A 16,813-nucleotide genomic window follows, 5' to 3' on the forward strand; every position below is an offset into this window, starting at 1 on the left:
TCCGATTCTGTGGGGCCAGAACGTTTCACACAAACGTAAAACCTGCAGCATTTGCATGAGCTTTATGAATGAACCCACGCCGACTGACTCCCTCGATGTCCCTGCTGGTCGCTTTCGAGGCCGCCGCCCGCCATTGCAGCTTCACCAAAGCCGCGGACGAACTTGCCCTGACGCAAAGCGCGGTGAGCCGACAAGTACAGGCCCTGGAGTCGCAGCTGGAGATCTCGCTGTTCAAGCGCGAAGGCAGAAAAATCGAACTCACCGCCGCCGGCGCCCTTTACCAGCACGAGCTCAGCGCCGCATTGGGCCGCATTCGCAGCGCCACCCTGCAGACCATTGCCTTCAAGGAAGAAGATGGCCCGTTGAACCTGGCGGTGCTTCCAACGTTCGGCTCAAAATGGCTGCTGCCGAAAATGCATGAGTTCTATGCCCTGCATCCCAGGAACCTGGTGCACATCCATTCAAGGATCATTCATGCCGACAACCCATCCAGCATGGGCGACATGCAGGCGATCATCTGCGCGGGGAAAGGCGATTGGCCGGGCTACGTGTCGCACCTGTTGCTGCAAGAAAAACTGATCGTTATCGCCAGCCCCAAAGCCCTGGCAGACAACCCCGGGCTATCGCTCGACGACATCACCCAGCATTTGCTGCTGAATGTGGTTTCTCGCCCCAACGGCTGGTCCGACTGGTTTGACCTCAACAACCTGGATCACCAGAAAATGCGCACGGGCCCCAGCTTCGAGCTCACCGCCCACCTGATCCAGGCGGTGGCCGCAGGAATCGGCATCGGGCTGGTTCCCGATATCCTGGTGCAGGACGAAATCGAGTCTGGAACCGTGGTCAAACTGTTCGGCCCCACGCAAAGCGGTCGCAACTACTACCTGACTTGTGCCGCGCGCTATCAGCATTTTCCGGCATTCAAGACATTCAGCGCCTGGTTGCTGTCCCTCCCCTCCTGAAGCGAGCGCAGCAGCGGGCACAGCAGCGCATCACCAGCTGATGATCATCGGCAGCAGCGGACGCAAATCCTGGCGCCGGCCGCTGGCTCCATGATCGATCTGCACTTCGATCAGGTGCTCATCCCCCCGGACCAGGGCAAATCCCGGCAGCTGGTTCGCGCAGTGGGCAGCCGCTGAAAACGCCTGGCGGTCCGGCGTGGTGATGCGCACGGCGGTCATCTCGCGAAAGCCGTTGGGATGTGCAAGCGGCTGGGCGCGCTCAATCGGCGCCTCATCGGGTCTTTTGGCAAAGCCAAGAAAAAACCACATCGGTTCGCTGACCGGCGCCTGCCCTACCTCGACTTTCAGGGCCGCGGGCAAATACCGGGGGCGATATTCCCAAACCGGAAACAGCGGCGTCTCGCCCTCGGTGGAGGGCCTGAAGCAGACGCCAAAGGGCGCGGCGTTTGCATCGCCGCCCTTGAGGCGATCATAGAGTCGTGTCGGTGCGGTCAACTGACTTTGCGCCTCTGCCTCATCGGTGAGGTACAAAAGTTCGATGAACGCATTGCGCAAGAAGAACCTTCTGTTGGCAGTGCCTTGGCCCGGGTGGGTGTTCGGTGTCCCTTCAACCAGCCCCAGGGCTTGCAATGCCTCAGCGCCTTGCCCGTGATCATTCACGGCGATAAAAATGTGGTCTGTTTCCATGCTCAATTCCCTTTGATCCTGATCATCAGTAGCAGCTCTTTTGCCTGGGGTAAAAAAGCCGGCAAGCAGTCTGACATGGCCGATTGCGGCCATCCACCAACAATGCTCGAGCGCACTTTGGCCAGCGATCCGTTGCAAGGAGATGCCCCCCTCAATAGCGCTGCCAGCTCAGCTATTGGCGGGGGGAAAGATATTCAGCGAGCAGAGGGAGGGAGTCGGTTCAGGACTCGGGACAGTGATAGACGTTGCCCGAAAGCGTCACGTTGGTTTGCTCCAGGCGTTTGTCCGAACCGGTCTGTCCGGCGCGCTGAGTGAGCAGGTAAACCCGGTTGCCGCCCATCGCCGCGGCCTTGTTCTTCAGGTCGTTGCGAGCGCCGGTTTCGAGGTTGGCGTTGCCGGTGATGCTGCCCATTAGAAAGTCGCCCTGACTGCCGGTGACATCGCCAAGGAACTTGCATTCACGTCCCGGTTCATTGTTGGTGATGCGCACATTGTTGGCCCCAGGCCCGGCGATTGAAGTGGGCGCACAACCTGCCAGGACAAACAACGCGGTACACAGACCGATCCCCGTGAGCCTATGAGAGAGATACATCCGGATGATTCCTTTAGTGCATTTGCCGCGATACCCCGAGCGGAAAATCCTCCCGGGCGGTAGAGCGCGCAGTATCGAACGTTGCTAAAGCCGGAGTTGTATTTATCAGTGAATTTGCAGTGAAAAAATGTAAAGGGTGACCAAGGGTTCGCCAGCGGCAGGATCACTACCAACCGCAGGGTTGTTCAGCAGGATTCGCGCTCCACCAGCGGGCAGGCCACTCGGTGAATCGCCGGTTGCTCCCTGCGCTCAATGAGGTATTGAGCAGCGCGCCGCCCCATCTCGTAATACGGCAATTGCACGGTACTGAGCGGCGGGTAGAACAGCTCGGCAACACCGATCATGTTGTCGTACCCCAGCACCGCTACCTGATCCGGAATACGCAGGCCGCGACTGAGCAAGTACTGGTAGGCGAGCAAAGCGATCCGGTCGTTACCGCACACCAGCAGGTCGAACGCCGGCCGGCCTTGCAGCTCGCCCAGGCGGCTCTCCAGCACGGCAATGGTTTCCTGGTAGGCGTCGTCCCGGGACAGGTTGTATTGAGGAACATCGGCCACGGCTATCCCGGCTTCGGCAAAGGCCCGGGCCAGTCCCAGCTGCCGCTGCTCCCAGGCCAGGCTGCTCTGCGGCAGGTTGATGCACAGCGGACTGCGGTAGCCCCGCTTGAGGGCGTAGCGCACCGCCTGATACTGACCGTCCGCGTCATCCGGCACGTAGCAGGCCACGCCGGGCTCAAGGCTCATGCAATTGCTCAGCACCAGCGGCAGGCTGCGCAGCACCGAGGGGATCTCGACGGTACGCAACTGCATGGCGCTGAAGATGATCCCGTCAGGCTGATGGGACAGCATCAGATCGATGGTCTGCTGGTTCGGCGGCACTTCGAAGACGTTGACGATGAACAGGTTCCAGCCGTTTTCACGGGCGGTGCGCTCCATGGACAAGAGCATTTCCACCGCGAAGGGCGTGGTGGCGGTATCCAGGGCGAAGACACCGATGGTCTTGCCACCGGACGAGCCGCCACGGATCTTTCGCGCAGACAGACTGGGGACATACCCCAGGGTCTCGACCGCTTGCAGAACTTTCGCCAGGGTTTCCTGATTGACTTTTTCCGGGGTATTGAGCGCCCTGGACACCGTCATGAAGGAAACCCCTGCCAGGCGCGCGACATCTTTGACTGAAGCCATTCGCAGGTGCCAATGCTGTTATGGCCGGGCATCATGTCACGCTTGGCAAAAGCATGACAACACAGCGTCGGAACTCGTGCCAGACGCTCCTGGCCCAGGCATCAGAGGCCCAGGTCGGCCAGGCGCCAGAGCGAAACCTCGCCGAAGGCACCGCAGCCATTGATGGCAAAAGCCGTGATCGCCTGACTGTCGGGACGGGGATAGATCCGACTGCTCAAGCAGTAGGCGCCATCATCGACAAACACCTCGATAGAGGAACGGTCGAGAAAGATCCGCAGGGCGATCCGGGTTTGCCCCGCGGCTATCGGCACGCTGCGCACCCCGCTCACACCGGCTCCTGAATGCTGCCGGTCAAGCACCAGACGGCGCGCCATCGCATCGAAATACACCAGGGTCCGCTCCTGCCGATCCTCACTGCAGCGCAGGGCAAGGCCGAAGCGCTCGGCGCTACTGCCAGCCAGGTCCAGGGTCAGTTCGAACTCCAGCAACGTACCTCGCTCATCGAGCAGGCAATCGGCGGATTCCACCGCGCCAATCGCCAAGCTCCGCAGTGACTGGCGCAACCCTGTCAACTCGCGGGCTGGCCGCATGCGCAGCCGTTCGCCGTCGCGGCTCAACTCCCGCGGCAGCGACAGCGCTCCACACCAGTGATGCGCCTGACTCGGCATCGGGCTGTCCCACATGTCCATCCAGGCCCACAGCAGGCGGCGCCCGTCCGGCGCCAGCAGGGTCTGCGCGGCATAGAAGTCATGACCGTGATCCAGCTCGCGCACCTTGCCGCACTCGCTGAAAAACCCACGGTCGTCCAGCAGGCCGATTCGATAGCTGTTCTGGAACTTGTTCCAGTTGTCATGGCCGCTGGGTTTCAGGCCCTGGGGCGAATAGAGAAACACGTCGCTGCCATCGAGCTCGAACAGGTCCGGACACTCCCACATGTAGCCGTCCGGCTGGCGTTGCCCCTGCAGGGCGCAGTTCAGGTACTCCCAGTGCTGCAGATCGTCCGATTGATAGAGCAGCAGCTGCGGGTCGTCGCCGCGTCGAGCGCCAAGGGCCATCCACCACTGCCCTGCCCGCCGCCAGACCTTGGGATCGCGAAAATGCATGACGCCCGGCTCCGGCGCCGTCTCGATCACCACCCCGTGCTTGTGAAACGACACGCCATCGCTGCTGCTGGCCAGGCACTGGACCTGACGGATGTTCTGGTCATCGCCCGGAGCCCCCAGCCACACGTGCCCGGTGTAGATCAGGTACAGCCTGTCGTCCGCGACCACTGCCGACCCCGAGAAACAGCCGTCGCGGTCATAGGCATCACCAGGCGCCAGCGCGATGGGCAGATGCTCCCAATGCACCAGGTCACGACTCCTGGCATGCCCCCAGTGCATCGGCCCCCATTGCGCCGAATAGGGATGATGCTGGTAGAACAGGTGATATTCGCCGCGAAAAAACACCAGGCCGTTGGGGTCGTTCATCCATCCCGCCGGCGGCGCAAGATGATAGGCGGGACGAAAGTCGTTGCCCCGCTCAGCCAAGGTTTTTTCGATAGCGCGGTGCGCTTGGTCCAACAGTGCCGCGTGCATGGCTGGTTCCTGTCTAGGGTTCATAACGAAGGGCAGATTGAGCGATGGCGGGCAGCTCCGGCGAATCGCCAGGCCCGTCTTGGGAGGCGCCGCGCACGGGATCCTTGCGCAACAGGGTCCATGACAGCAGCAGGCAGGCGCCGACCAGCCCTGCCATGAGTACGTAGACGTTGGCGAAACCGAAGTGGTCGTAGCCGTAGCCCACCAGCGGCGACAGCAGCATGGCGGTCAATTGCTGGGCGAACTGAAAGCCCACCAGGTAGATCGAGGCGGACAGCCGAGCGTCGAAGTTGAGCGAGATGTATTTGAAGATCGAGATCAGCAGGATGGGCACTTCCAGGGCGTGCAACATCTTGCAGGTGGCGATGGTCCAGGCCTCGGTTGCCAGCCCGGAGCCGAGGATGCGCACGAACATGATGCTGCCCGCCAGGATCAGCCCGTACTTGGCGCCTGTGCGGCTGACCAGCCAAGGGGCAAACAGCATCAGCACTGCCTCGACCAGCACCTGAGTCGAGTTCAGGTAGCCATAGGCGCGGGTGCCCTGCTCCGGGGTCGAGAAAAACGAGGAGAAATACACCGGGAACTGTTGCTCGTAGATCATGTAGATCCCGCAGACGCCGGTCAGATAGAGGCTGAAGGCCCAGAATCGCGGGAGTGCCAGCAACTTCCACAGGTCGCTCAGCCGCACCGGGTGGGCAGCCGTGCCTGCCTGCGCCGCCGGCTGGCTCAAGCGGCTCAGGTCCAGGCGCGACAGGATCAGCAGGAACACGATGCCGGCGGCGCTGCTCATGTAGAACGTGATGTCCGGATCAATGTTGAACACCACGCCGACCACGCCGGTGGCACTGGCCCAGCCCAAGGATCCCCACATTCGAGTGGTTCCAAACTCGAAACCGGCATGCCGCGACAGGCGCTCCGTGTAGGACTCGATCACCCCCACGCCGGCCAGCATCGCCAGCGCCAGGAACGCCGCGCCGACCAGGGCGCCAAGCACCACGTTGTGCGCCAGCAGGCCGGCGTAGAAGTAAATGGCAAAGGGAGCAGCCGTGCACAGCAGGATGCCAATCCACACCAGCAGCTTCTTGGACAGCCCGAGGCGGTCTTGAAGAGCGCCGTAGAACGGTTGGACCAGCAGCGCCGCGATGGCGTTGGCGGCGAAGATGAAGCCGGTTTCCGTGCCATTCAGGCCAATGACTCGGTGCAACCAGATGGAAAACAGCGAATAGCTGGACGACCAGGAAAAGAAGAAGAAAAACAACAGACCACTGATAAGCCAGTACTCGCGTTTGGCGGCAAGCTGCATGTGACAACCCTCTTGTTTTTATATAGGTTAACGTTAACATCGCAACACATTACGCGTCTTCGAACGCTTCGCTGTCAAGTGCAAGCCGCTGCAACAGGTGCTGAAAATGCCCTGGATGTCCGCTACAGGCCCCTGCCCGAGCGCCGTCCGCAAGCCGTTCGAAAAATGCCTGCACTACCCGAATACAAAAACAAGAGGGTCATCTATGCGTTCTGCGGTTTGCCGGCCTTGGGCTGGCTTTTCTCTGTTGCTGCTGTCCACCCAGTTGTTCGCCGCACCGGCGCCAAGCATCGAGGAGCGTCTTGCCCGGCTCGAAGCCCGGACCTCCTCCGCCGAAGCGCGTGCCGCGGCGGCCGAAGCCGACGCGGCGCGGTTGCGCCGCGAAGTCCAGCAGCTCAATCAGCAAATCGGCGGCCGGCTGCCGCCCCCCGCCGAACAGGCCCTCGACCAGCGCATCGCCCGGATCGAAGCCCATCAGCAGGCCCTCGCCAGCGCCGCCCCGGCGGCTGATTCGTCAACCAGGGCCAGCGAGCACTCGAGCGATGGCTTCACCTTCGGTGGCTACGCTCGCTCAGGTTTCATGAGCAATGGGTCCGGCGCCGGCCACGGCGGCCCTTACCTGACCCCCGCCGGCTCCGTGGGAGGCGCGGTCGGTCGCTTGGGCAATGAAGTCGATACCTACATGGAGGCCAAGCTGGCCAAAGAGAGCCAGGCCGACAACGGCACGCGCTCCAAGTACCTGCTGATGCTCGCCGACGGCCTGGAGACACCCAATGACTGGACCGCAGCGCAGAGCCAGTTGAATGTGCGCCAGGCCTACGCCGAGCTGAGCCACCTGGCCTCGTTCCAGGACACCCCCCTGCTGCGCAATACCACGCTGTGGGCAGGCAAGCGCTTTGACCGGGACAATTTCGATCTGCATTGGCTCGACAGAGGGATAGTGTTCCTGGCCGGAACCGGCGGCGGCATCTACGACCTGCAGCCGACGCAGGACTGGCGTATCAATGCCTCCTTGATCAGCCGTTCATACGGCGACTTCGGCACCGAGGAGAAAAAGGATATCCGCAGTTATGTCGCGACCCTCAATCAGTTCTTCGATCAGGGGCGTTGGCAGGTCATGCTCAATGGCATCTCGTCCGGCCAGAACGATGCCGACCTGAGCAGCACCAAGACAACGCCACTGGAGCGCAAGAACCGGGTCAACAAGTCCGGTTTCAGCCCCGCCACCGGGGGCGCCCACGGCCTGTTCGCCTACCATCGACCCGACTTCTTCGGCCGCGAGGGCTACGCCAAGGCGGTGCTGCTCTACGGCCAGGGCCTGGGGGCGGAGGTCAACAACATCGGTGCCGATGGCGACTTGCTGGACCAGGCCAGGACCTTGCGCCTGGCGTTCTATGGCCATACCCGCCTCAACCAGGACTGGCGCATCGCCCCGGCGCTGATCGCCGAGCACAGCCAGCACCGTTACGTTCCCGGCGACGACTATCGCTACATGACCTTCAACGTGCGCCTGGCCAACGAGTTGAGCAGCAACTTCGAAATGCAATACGAACTGAGCTGGCAGACCATGGATCTCGACGCCCGGGGCTACGATGGCCGCCAGGCCGCCAAGGGCGACTACTGGAAGCTGACGTTCGCGCCGACCTTCAAGGCCCAGACCGGCGACTTCTTCGTGCGCCCGGAGCTGCGTCTGTTCGCCACCTACATGAACTGGTCCAAAGACCTGGATAACTTCAGTGCAACGGACGATTTTGGCCAGAAAGGCTTCAAGTCCGGCGGCGACTGGCAACTGGGCGTGCAGATGGAAACCTGGTTCTAGAAGCGCGCAAAGCGGGCCGGCGCAGCAAGGTGGCAGCTCCCGCTGCGGCCAATGTTGCACCGGCGGCAACACTGAATTGCACGTCAGGGCATTGTTAACCGGCCAACCAGAGGCGCAGGCTAGAGGGCTGGCTTTGGTCTTATATCATTCCGAATGATAGTTACCTTCGCTTCATTCGATTCGTGAGATACCAGCCTGCCGAGCATCATCCGCCCATCTCAAATTACCTTGGCGGATGAACCATGGACCAGTCAGTCAAATTCTTGCGTTACCCCTTAGCCGCCCTCGCCGTACTGGTAATGAGTGCCTGCGGCAAAGCCCCGGAAACCGCCTCCGCCCCACCCGCCGCCAAGGTCAGCGTGGCCAAGGTGCTGGAGCAGCCGGTCAACGAATGGGACGAGTTCACCGGGCGCCTGGAAGCCCCGGAAACCGTGGAAATCCGTCCGCGAGTCTCGGGCCAGATCGATCAGGTGGCCTTCACCGAAGGCGCCCTGGTGAAGAAAGGCGACCTGCTGTTCCAGATCGACCCGCGTCCGTTCCAGGCGGAAGTCCGCCGCCTCGAAGCCCAACTGCAGCAAGCCCGGGCCACCGCCACCCGCAGCGCCAACGAAGCCCAGCGCGGCCAGCGCCTGCTGACCAGCAATGCGATTTCCGCCGAGCTGGCCGATACCCGCAGCAGCGCCGCCCAGGAAGCCCGGGCCGGGGTCGATGCGATCCAGGCCCAGCTGGACCTGGCCAAGCTCAACCTGAGCTTCACCCGGGTGGTGGCGCCCATCAGCGGTCGCGTCAGCCGCGCGCAGATCACCGCCGGCAACCTGGTGACCGCCGATGTCACCCCGCTCACCAGCCTGGTGTCCACCGACAAGGTCTACGCCTACTTCGACGCCGACGAGCGCGTGTACCTCAAGTACACCCAGCTCGCCCGCCAGGGCCAGCGCGGCCAGACCACCCCGGTGTACCTGGGCCTGTCCAATGAAGAAGGCCACCCGCACCTGGGCCAGATGAACTTCGTCGACAACCAGGTCAACCCCAAGACCGGCACCATCCGCGGCCGCGCGGTGTTCGACAACCGTGATGGCAGCTACACCCCGGGCCTGTATGCGCGCCTGAAACTGGTGGGCAGCGGCACCTACTCGGCGATGCTGATCAACGACGAGGCCGTGGGCACCGACCTGGGCAAGAAGTTCGTGCTGGTGATGGACGCCGACAACAAGCCGGCCTACCGCGCCGTGGAACTGGGGCCGAAGATCGAAGGCCTGCGCATCGTGCGCAATGGCCTGAGCAAGGACGACACCATCATCGTCAAGGGCCTGCAGCGGGCGCGTCCCGGTGCACCGGTGACGCCTGAGGTGATCCCCATGGCCAGCCAGGAAACCCTCGCCGCCCTGGCCCAGCAACGCCAGGCACTGGAAGCCAGCAACCTGCAGCAGGCCACCCCTGCCAAGGCGGCTCCGGCTGTGAAACTCGCCGCCGCGACTCCACGCGGTTAAGGGACGACTCTCAAGATGAATTTTTCCCAGTTCTTCATTTCAAGGCCGATCTTCGCCGCGGTGCTGTCGCTGCTGATCCTGATCGCCGGCGCCATCTCGCTGTTCCAGCTGCCCATCAGCGAATACCCGGAAGTGGTGCCGCCCACCGTGGTGGTACGCGCCAACTTCCCCGGGGCCAACCCGAAAGTCATCGGTGAAACCGTGGCCGCGCCTCTGGAACAGGCGATCACCGGGGTCGAGAACATGCTCTACATGTCCTCGCAATCCACTGCCGACGGCAAGATCACCCTGACCATCACCTTCGCCCTGGGCACCGACCTGGACAACGCCCAGGTCCAGGTGCAGAACCGCGTGACCCGCACCCAGCCCAAGCTGCCGGAAGAAGTGACGCGCATCGGCATCACCGTGGACAAGGCCTCTCCGGACCTGACCATGGTGGTCCACCTGACCTCGCCGGACAAACGCTACGACATGCTCTACCTGTCCAACTACGCCCTGCTCAACATCAAGGATGAGCTGGCGCGCCTGGGCGGCGTAGGCGATGTGCAATTGTTCGGCATGGGCGACTACTCGCTGCGGGTCTGGCTCGATCCGAACAAGACCGCCTCGCGCAACCTGACCGCCACCGACGTGGTCACGGCGATCCGCGAACAGAACCGCCAGGTCGCCGCCGGGGCCCTGGGCGCGCCGCCCGCCCCTAGCGCCACCAGCTTCCAGCTGTCGGTCAACACCCAGGGTCGCCTGGTCACCGAGGAAGAGTTCGAGAACATCATCATCCGTTCGGGTGAAGACGGCGAAATCACTCGCCTGAAGGACATCGCCCGCATCGAGCTGGGGTCGAGCCAGTACGCCCTGCGTTCCCTGCTCAACAACCAGCCGGCGGTGGCGATCCCGATCTTCCAGCGCCCAGGCTCCAATGCCATCGAGATCTCCAATGAAGTGCGGGCCAAGATGGCCGAGCTCAAGCAGAGCTTCCCCCAGGGCATGGACTTCAGCATCGTCTACGACCCGACCATCTTCGTCCGCGGTTCCATCGAAGCGGTGGTCCACACCCTGTTCGAAGCGCTGATCCTGGTCGTGCTGGTGGTGATCCTGTTCCTGCAGACCTGGCGCGCCTCGATCATCCCGCTGGTGGCGGTACCGGTATCGCTGATCGGCACCTTCGCGGTCATGCACCTGTTCGGTTTTTCCCTCAATGCTCTGTCACTGTTCGGCCTGGTGCTGGCCATCGGCATCGTGGTGGACGACGCCATCGTGGTGGTGGAGAACGTCGAGCGCAACATCGGCCTGGGCCTGACCCCGGTGGAAGCCACCAAGCGCGCCATGCGTGAAGTGACCGGCCCGATCATCGCCACCGCCCTGGTGCTGTGCGCGGTGTTCGTACCGGCGGCCTTCATCAGCGGCCTGACCGGGCAGTTCTACAAGCAGTTCGCCCTGACCATCGCCATTTCCACAGTGATCTCGGCCTTCAACTCCCTGACCCTGTCGCCGGCCCTGGCCGCGGTACTGCTCAAGGAACACCATGCGCCCAAGGACCGCTTCTCCAAGCTCCTCGACAAGCTGCTGGGTGGCTGGCTGTTCACGCCGTTCAACCGCTTCTTCGAGCGTGCAAGTGGTGGCTACGTCGGCACCGTGCGCCGGGTCATCCGCGGCAGCGGCATCGCCCTGTTCCTCTATGCCGGCCTGATGGTGCTGACCTGGTTCGGCTTCGCCCACACCCCGACCGGTTTCGTTCCGGCCCAGGACAAGCAATACCTGGTGGCCTTCGCCCAACTGCCGGACGCCGCCAGCCTGGACCGCACCGAAGACGTGATCAAGCGCATGTCCGACATCGCCTTGAAGCAGCCCGGCGTGGAAAGCGCGGTGGCCTTCCCCGGCCTGTCGATCAACGGCTTCACCAACAGCCCGAACAACGGCATCGTCTTCGTCACCTTGAAGCCCTTCGATGAGCGCAAGGACCCGAGCATGTCCGCCGGCGCCATCGCCGGTGCCCTGAACGGCAAGTACGCGGACATCCAGGACGCCTACATGGCGATCTTCCCACCGCCGCCGGTACAGGGCCTGGGGACCATTGGCGGCTTCCGCCTGCAAGTGGAGGACCGCAGCGGCCTGGGTTACGACGAGCTGTATAAAGAGGTGCAGAACGTCATCGCCAAGAGCCGCAGCGTGCCGGAACTGGCCGGGCTGTTCACCAGCTACCAGGTCAACGTGCCCCAGGTGGACGCGGCCATCGACCGGGAAAAGGCCAAGACCCATGGCGTGGCGATTTCCGACATCTTCGACACCCTGCAGGTCTACCTGGGTTCGCTGTATGCCAACGACTTCAACCGCTTTGGCCGCACCTACCAGGTCAACGTCCAGGCTGAACAGCAGTTCCGTCTCGAACCTGAACAGATCGGCCAGTTGAAAGTGCGCAACAACAAGGGCGAGATGATCCCCCTGGCGACCTTCATCAAGGTCAGCGACACCGCCGGTCCCGACCGCGTGATGCACTACAACGGCTTCGTCACCGCGGAAATCAACGGCGCAGCGGCCCCGGGTTACAGCTCCGGGCAAGCAGAAGCGGCGATCGAGAAACTGCTCAAGGAAGAACTGCCCAACGGCATGACCTACGAGTGGACCGAGTTGACCTACCAGCAAATCCTGGCCGGCAACACCGCGCTGTTCGTGTTCCCGCTCTGCGTACTGCTGGCCTTCCTGGTGCTGGCCGCGCAATACGAGAGCTGGAGCCTGCCGCTGGCGGTGATCCTGATCGTGCCGATGACCCTGCTGTCGGCCATTACCGGGGTGATCGTCTCCGGTGGCGACAACAACATCTTCACCCAGATCGGCCTGATCGTACTGGTGGGCCTGGCGTGCAAGAACGCGATCCTGATCGTCGAGTTCGCCAAGGACAAGCAAGAGGAAGGCCTCGACCCGCTGGCCGCGGTGCTGGAAGCCTGCCGCCTGCGTCTGCGGCCGATCCTGATGACCTCCTTCGCCTTCATCATGGGCGTGGTGCCCCTGGTGATCTCCAGCGGCGCCGGCGCGGAAATGCGCCACGCCATGGGTGTGGCGGTGTTCGCCGGGATGCTCGGGGTGACCTTCTTCGGCCTGCTGCTGACCCCGGTGTTCTATGTCCTGATCCGCAATTACGTGGAGCGCAGCGAGGCCCGCAAGGCCGCCCGCGCCCTGCAACTGGAGGCGCAACAATGAGTGCCAAAGTCTTCCTGCCGAGCCTTTTGGTACTGGCCCTCGGCGCCTGCGCCGTCGGCCCGGACTACCAGACCCCGACCACCGAGGCGGCGCATATCAGCGCCGCCACCGACGGCGCCGCGGGCCAGAAGAACTTCGACCGCGCGCGTTTCGAAGGCATCTGGTGGCAGCAATTCGATGACCCGACCCTCAACCAGCTGGTGAGCAAGTCCTTGCAGGGCAACCGTGAACTGCGGGTGGCCTTTGCCCGCCTGCGGGCCGCCCGGGCGATCCGCGATGACGCCAGCAACGACGCCATGCCGACCATCACCAGCCGCGCCAGCAGCGACCTGGGCAAGGGCCAGATCCCTGGCCAGACCACCAGCCGGGTCAAGACCGAGCGCTACGACCTGGGCCTGGACATGGCCTGGGAACTGGACCTGTTCGGCCGCATCCAGCGCAACCTGGAAGCCACCGAAGCCGACCAGCAGGCTGCCGAGGCCGACCTCTACCAACTGCAGGTGACCATGATCGCCGAGCTGGTGGACGCCTACGGCCAACTGCGCGGCGCGCAACTGCGGGAAAAGATCGCCCTGGCCAACCTGGACAACCAGCAGGCCTCGCGCAAGATCACCGAAAGCCTGCGCGACGCAGGCGTCGGCGACCAGCTCGACGTGGTCCGCGCCGACGCCCGCCTGGCTTCGGTGGAAGCCAGCGTGCCGCAGTTGCAGGCTGAGCAGACCCGCCAGCGCAACCGCATCGCCACCCTGCTGGGTGAACGTCCGGACCAGCTCAGCGTCGACCTGTCGCCGGCGCAGCTGCCGGCGATTGCCAAGGCCCTGCCGATTGGCGACCCGGGCCAGTTGCTGCAGCGCCGCCCGGACATCCTCAGCGCCGAACGCCAGCTGGCCGCCGCCACCGCGCGCATCGGCGTGGCCAAGGCCGACCTGTTCCCCAAGGTCAGCCTTAGCGGCTTCCTCGGCTTCACCGCCGGACGCGGTTCGCAGATCGGCTCCTCGGCAGCCAATGCCTGGGCCCTGGGCCCGAGCATCACCTGGGCGGCCTTTGACCTAGGCAGCGTGCGCGCCCGCCTGCGCGGCGCCGACGCCAACGCCGACGGCGCCCTGGCCAACTACGAGCAACAGGTGCTGCTGGCCCTGGAAGAATCGGAGAACGCCTTCAGCGACTACGGCAAGCGCCAACAACGGCTGATCTCGCTGATCCGCCAGAGCGAATCCAGCCGCAAGGCCGCGGACCTGGCCGAGATTCGCTACCGCGAAGGCACCGTGGACTTCCTGGTACTGCTGGACGCCCAGCGTGAACGGCTGGCGGCCGAAGATGCCCAGGCCCAGGCCGAAGTCGACCTGTACCGCGGCATTGTCGCCATCTACAAGGCCCTGGGTGGTGGCTGGCAGCCAGAGACACTGGCCAGCCGGTAAGGATTGGCAACGAGCTCCTTTGGTTGGCCGCAACCAACCAATGTTTGGCCCCGCGACTCATTCGGTCGCGGGGCTTTTTTTCGCTCGTCCCAAGGGCCCCTTCGCCGGCAAGCCGGCTCCTACAAGTAAAACCGCGTGCGGCGCAAACCCTGCTGGAGCCGGCGGGTCAGCGGCGGCGGAACAAGGGGCGCGGTTCGATCACCGAACGGCCGTAGAGCACGCTCATGCCCGCCAGGCCCTTGAGGGCGTCCTGGGCGCATTTGTCTTCGCGCACGGCAAAGCTGTCGAAGCCGCATTGGCGCATGTGGCTGAGCTGGTCGCGCAGCACGTCGCCGATGGCGCGCAACTCGCCCATCCAGCCCAGGCGGGTGCGCAGCAGGTACGCCTGGCTGTAGCCCCGGCCATCACGAAAGCTTGGGAAGTCCACGGCAATCAGCGGAATCAGCTTGAGCCAGGGCTTGAGGCTCTCCACCTCGTCGTCCGGACCGATCCACACCCCGTCCCGGGCCGGGTGATGCTCGATACGGCGGATCAGCCACAGGGCCAGCGGCAAAATCAGCGGCCCCTCGGGCAGCACCGCATCGACTTCGCGTACCAGGCTCCAGGCATCGTCCGCCACCAACAGGGCTTCACCTTCATGCAGACGCAGCAGGTTGTTCATGCCAGTGCCTCCACGGCCTTGGGATAGACCCGCTCCTTGAACGGCTCAAGGCCAATGCGCTGCAGGGTATCGACGAAGGGTTCGTCGCTTTCGCGGTAGCGCACGAAGGTGGCGATAATGCGCTCGATCACCTCGGGAATTTCCTCGGCGCTGAAGGACGGGCCGATCACCTTGCCCAGTGCGCTGTCACGGCCCTTGGCTCCGCCCAGGGTGACCTGGAACCACTCGCTGCCGTTCTTGTCGACCCCGAGGATGCCAATGTTGCCAATGTGGTGGTGACCGCAGGCGTTCATGCAGCCGGAGATGTTCAGGCTGATGTCCCCCAGGTCGTGGAGGTAGTCCAGGTCGTCGAAACGCTGCTGGATGGCCAGGGTGATCGGCAATGAGCGGGCGTTGGCCAGGGCGCAGAAATCGCCGCCCGGGCAGGCGATGATATCGGTCAGCAAACCGACGTTGGCGGTGCCCAGGCCGTGCTCGCAGGCCCGCTGCCAGAGCTCGAACAGCCGTGACTTGGGCACGTCCGGCAAGACGATGTTCTGTTCGTGGGCAATGCGGATCTCGCCGAAGCCGTAGTCCTCGGACCAGTCGGCCACTGCTTCCATCTGCTGGCCGGTGACATCCCCGGGAGGCGAGGCCGGGCCGGGCTTGGTCGACAGCACCACGCAGGTGTAGCCCGGCACCTTGTGCGGGTGCACGTTGCGCGCTACCCAGCGGGCGAAGGCCGGCGACTCGGCCAGGTGACTGCCGTAGTCCAGGTCGGTGTCCGCCAGATGCTCATAGATCGGCGGCACAAAGGCGCTGGCCACCCGCTGGTACTCCTCGTCGGTGAGCTGCGCCGGACCGTCCTTGAGATGCTGCCACTCCTCTTCCACTTCCTTGGCAAAGGCCTCGATGCCCAGGGCCTTGACCAGGATCTTGATCCGCGCCTTGTACTTGTTGTCGCGCCGGCCGTAGCGGTTGTAGACCCGCAGCACCGCCTCGACATAGGACAGCAGGTGCTGCCAGGGCAAGCCATCGCGGATCTGCAGGCCAAGGATCGGCGTGCGCCCCAGGCCGCCACCGACGATCACCCGCAGCAGCATCTGGCCACTGCGGTCGCGGTACAGGTACAGGCCGATGTCATGCATCATGATTGCCGCGCGGTCCTGCCTGGCCGAGCAGATGGCGATCTTGAACTTGCGCGGCAGGAACAGGAATTCCGGGTTGATGGTGGACCACTGCCGAAGGATCTCCGCCAGCGGGCGCGGGTCGAGGTATTCATCGGCAGCAACCCCGGCGAAGGCCTCGGTGGTGATGTTGCGCACGCAGTTGCCGGAGGTCTGGATCGCGTGCATCTCCACCTCGGCCAGACGCTGCAGGATGTCCGGCACCTGGGCCAGCTCGATCCAGTTGAACTGCAGGTTCTGCCGGGTGGTGAAATGGCCGTAGCCGCGGTCGAAGTCCCGGGCGATGCTGGCCAGGGTACGCATCTGCCGGGCGCTCAGGGTGCCGTAGGGAATCGCCACCCGCAGCATGAACGCATGCTTCTGCATATAGAGACCGTTCTGCAGGCGCAGAGGCAGGAACTCCTCTTCACTGAGCTGGCCGCCCATGAAGCGCTCGACCTGATCACGAAACTGTGCCACCCGCTCAAAGACCAGGGCCCGGTCATATTCGTCGTACTGATACATATCCCTACCTCATCGAAACTGGTCGTGCTCTAACGGCGCGTGCTGTGAGGGGGCGACTATGCGCGTACAGCGCAGAACGTTACAGATTCAGGTAAAAACTAAAAAACCATATCAGCCATGACCACGATCCCGTGCACACTAGATAAATCTGATCCGTATTAATGCGGTTTTTCTGAGCCTGTTTTGTTTCCTCGCTGATTCCTACAGTGCACCCCGTGCCAGACCGGGTGGCCTGGCAAGACTTTGCAACCGTGG

The 16,813-nt window shown here is 63.5% G+C and carries 12 protein-coding genes; 5 read left to right on the forward strand and 7 right to left on the reverse strand.

Annotated features, from left to right (window positions below):
• Positions 1-68: 68 nt before the first annotated feature.
• Positions 69-962, forward strand: a complete 894-nt coding sequence (locus DNK59_RS20910) for a LysR substrate-binding domain-containing protein (protein ID WP_110724449.1) — start codon at positions 69-71, stop codon at positions 960-962.
• A gap of 30 nt (positions 963-992) precedes the next feature.
• On the opposite strand, the gene DNK59_RS20915 is transcribed toward DNK59_RS20910, so the two are convergent.
• From DNK59_RS20915 to DNK59_RS20935, 5 genes are all read right to left on the reverse strand, one after another.
• Entirely contained in the window at positions 993-1,649 is a 657-nt protein-coding gene (locus DNK59_RS20915; protein WP_110724450.1) for a VOC family protein, read from the reverse strand.
• A gap of 220 nt (positions 1,650-1,869) precedes the next feature.
• A complete protein-coding gene (locus DNK59_RS20920; protein ID WP_110724451.1) occupies positions 1,870-2,241 on the reverse strand; it encodes a DUF4156 domain-containing protein in 372 nt (123 codons plus the stop codon).
• A 185-nt stretch (positions 2,242-2,426) separates the two neighbouring features.
• The gene (locus DNK59_RS20925; RefSeq protein ID WP_110724452.1) at positions 2,427-3,425 is read right to left on the reverse strand and encodes a LacI family DNA-binding transcriptional regulator; all 999 of its coding nucleotides are present in this window, start codon (positions 3,423-3,425) and stop codon (positions 2,427-2,429) included.
• A gap of 101 nt (positions 3,426-3,526) precedes the next feature.
• On the reverse strand, positions 3,527-5,002 hold the full coding sequence (locus DNK59_RS20930) for a glycoside hydrolase family 32 protein (protein ID WP_110724453.1): 1,476 nt from the start codon (positions 5,000-5,002) through the stop codon (positions 3,527-3,529).
• 13 nt (positions 5,003-5,015) lie between these two features.
• Entirely contained in the window at positions 5,016-6,305 is a 1,290-nt protein-coding gene (locus tag DNK59_RS20935; protein ID WP_110724454.1) for an MFS transporter, read from the reverse strand.
• Between the two features lie 205 nt (positions 6,306-6,510).
• Here DNK59_RS20935 and DNK59_RS20940 point away from each other — a divergent pair, with 205 nt between their 5' ends.
• The 4 genes from DNK59_RS20940 (at position 6,511) to DNK59_RS20955 (ending at position 14,227) form a co-directional block, all read left to right on the forward strand.
• Positions 6,511-8,124, forward strand: coding sequence for a carbohydrate porin (locus DNK59_RS20940; protein ID WP_110724455.1), 1,614 nt, complete (start codon positions 6,511-6,513; stop codon positions 8,122-8,124).
• 242 nt (positions 8,125-8,366) lie between these two features.
• On the forward strand, positions 8,367-9,614 hold the full coding sequence (gene mexE / locus DNK59_RS20945) for a multidrug efflux RND transporter periplasmic adaptor subunit MexE (RefSeq protein WP_110724456.1): 1,248 nt from the start codon (positions 8,367-8,369) through the stop codon (positions 9,612-9,614).
• A gap of 15 nt (positions 9,615-9,629) precedes the next feature.
• Positions 9,630-12,809 carry an efflux RND transporter permease subunit gene (locus tag DNK59_RS20950; RefSeq protein WP_092314995.1) on the forward strand — a complete coding sequence of 1,060 codons (3,180 nt, stop codon included), beginning with the start codon at positions 9,630-9,632 and terminating at the stop codon, positions 12,807-12,809.
• Complete coding sequence (locus tag DNK59_RS20955; RefSeq protein WP_092314997.1) at positions 12,806-14,227, forward strand: efflux transporter outer membrane subunit; 1,422 nt, start codon at positions 12,806-12,808, stop codon at positions 14,225-14,227. Before DNK59_RS20950 ends, DNK59_RS20955 begins: the two co-directional genes overlap by 4 nt.
• A gap of 166 nt (positions 14,228-14,393) precedes the next feature.
• Here the strand turns inward: DNK59_RS20955 and DNK59_RS20960 are convergent, their stop codons facing one another.
• A complete protein-coding gene (locus DNK59_RS20960) occupies positions 14,394-14,888 on the reverse strand; it encodes a DUF934 domain-containing protein (protein WP_092314999.1) in 495 nt (164 codons plus the stop codon).
• A complete protein-coding gene (locus DNK59_RS20965) occupies positions 14,885-16,558 on the reverse strand; it encodes a nitrite/sulfite reductase (protein ID WP_110724457.1) in 1,674 nt (557 codons plus the stop codon). Before DNK59_RS20965 ends, DNK59_RS20960 begins: the two co-directional genes overlap by 4 nt.
• Between the last annotated feature and the right edge of the window lie 255 nt (positions 16,559-16,813).

Origin of the sequence: Pseudomonas sp. TKO26, assembly GCF_003225665.1 — a bacterium.
Taxonomy (GTDB): Bacteria; Pseudomonadota; Gammaproteobacteria; order Pseudomonadales; family Pseudomonadaceae; genus Aquipseudomonas; species Aquipseudomonas saponiphila.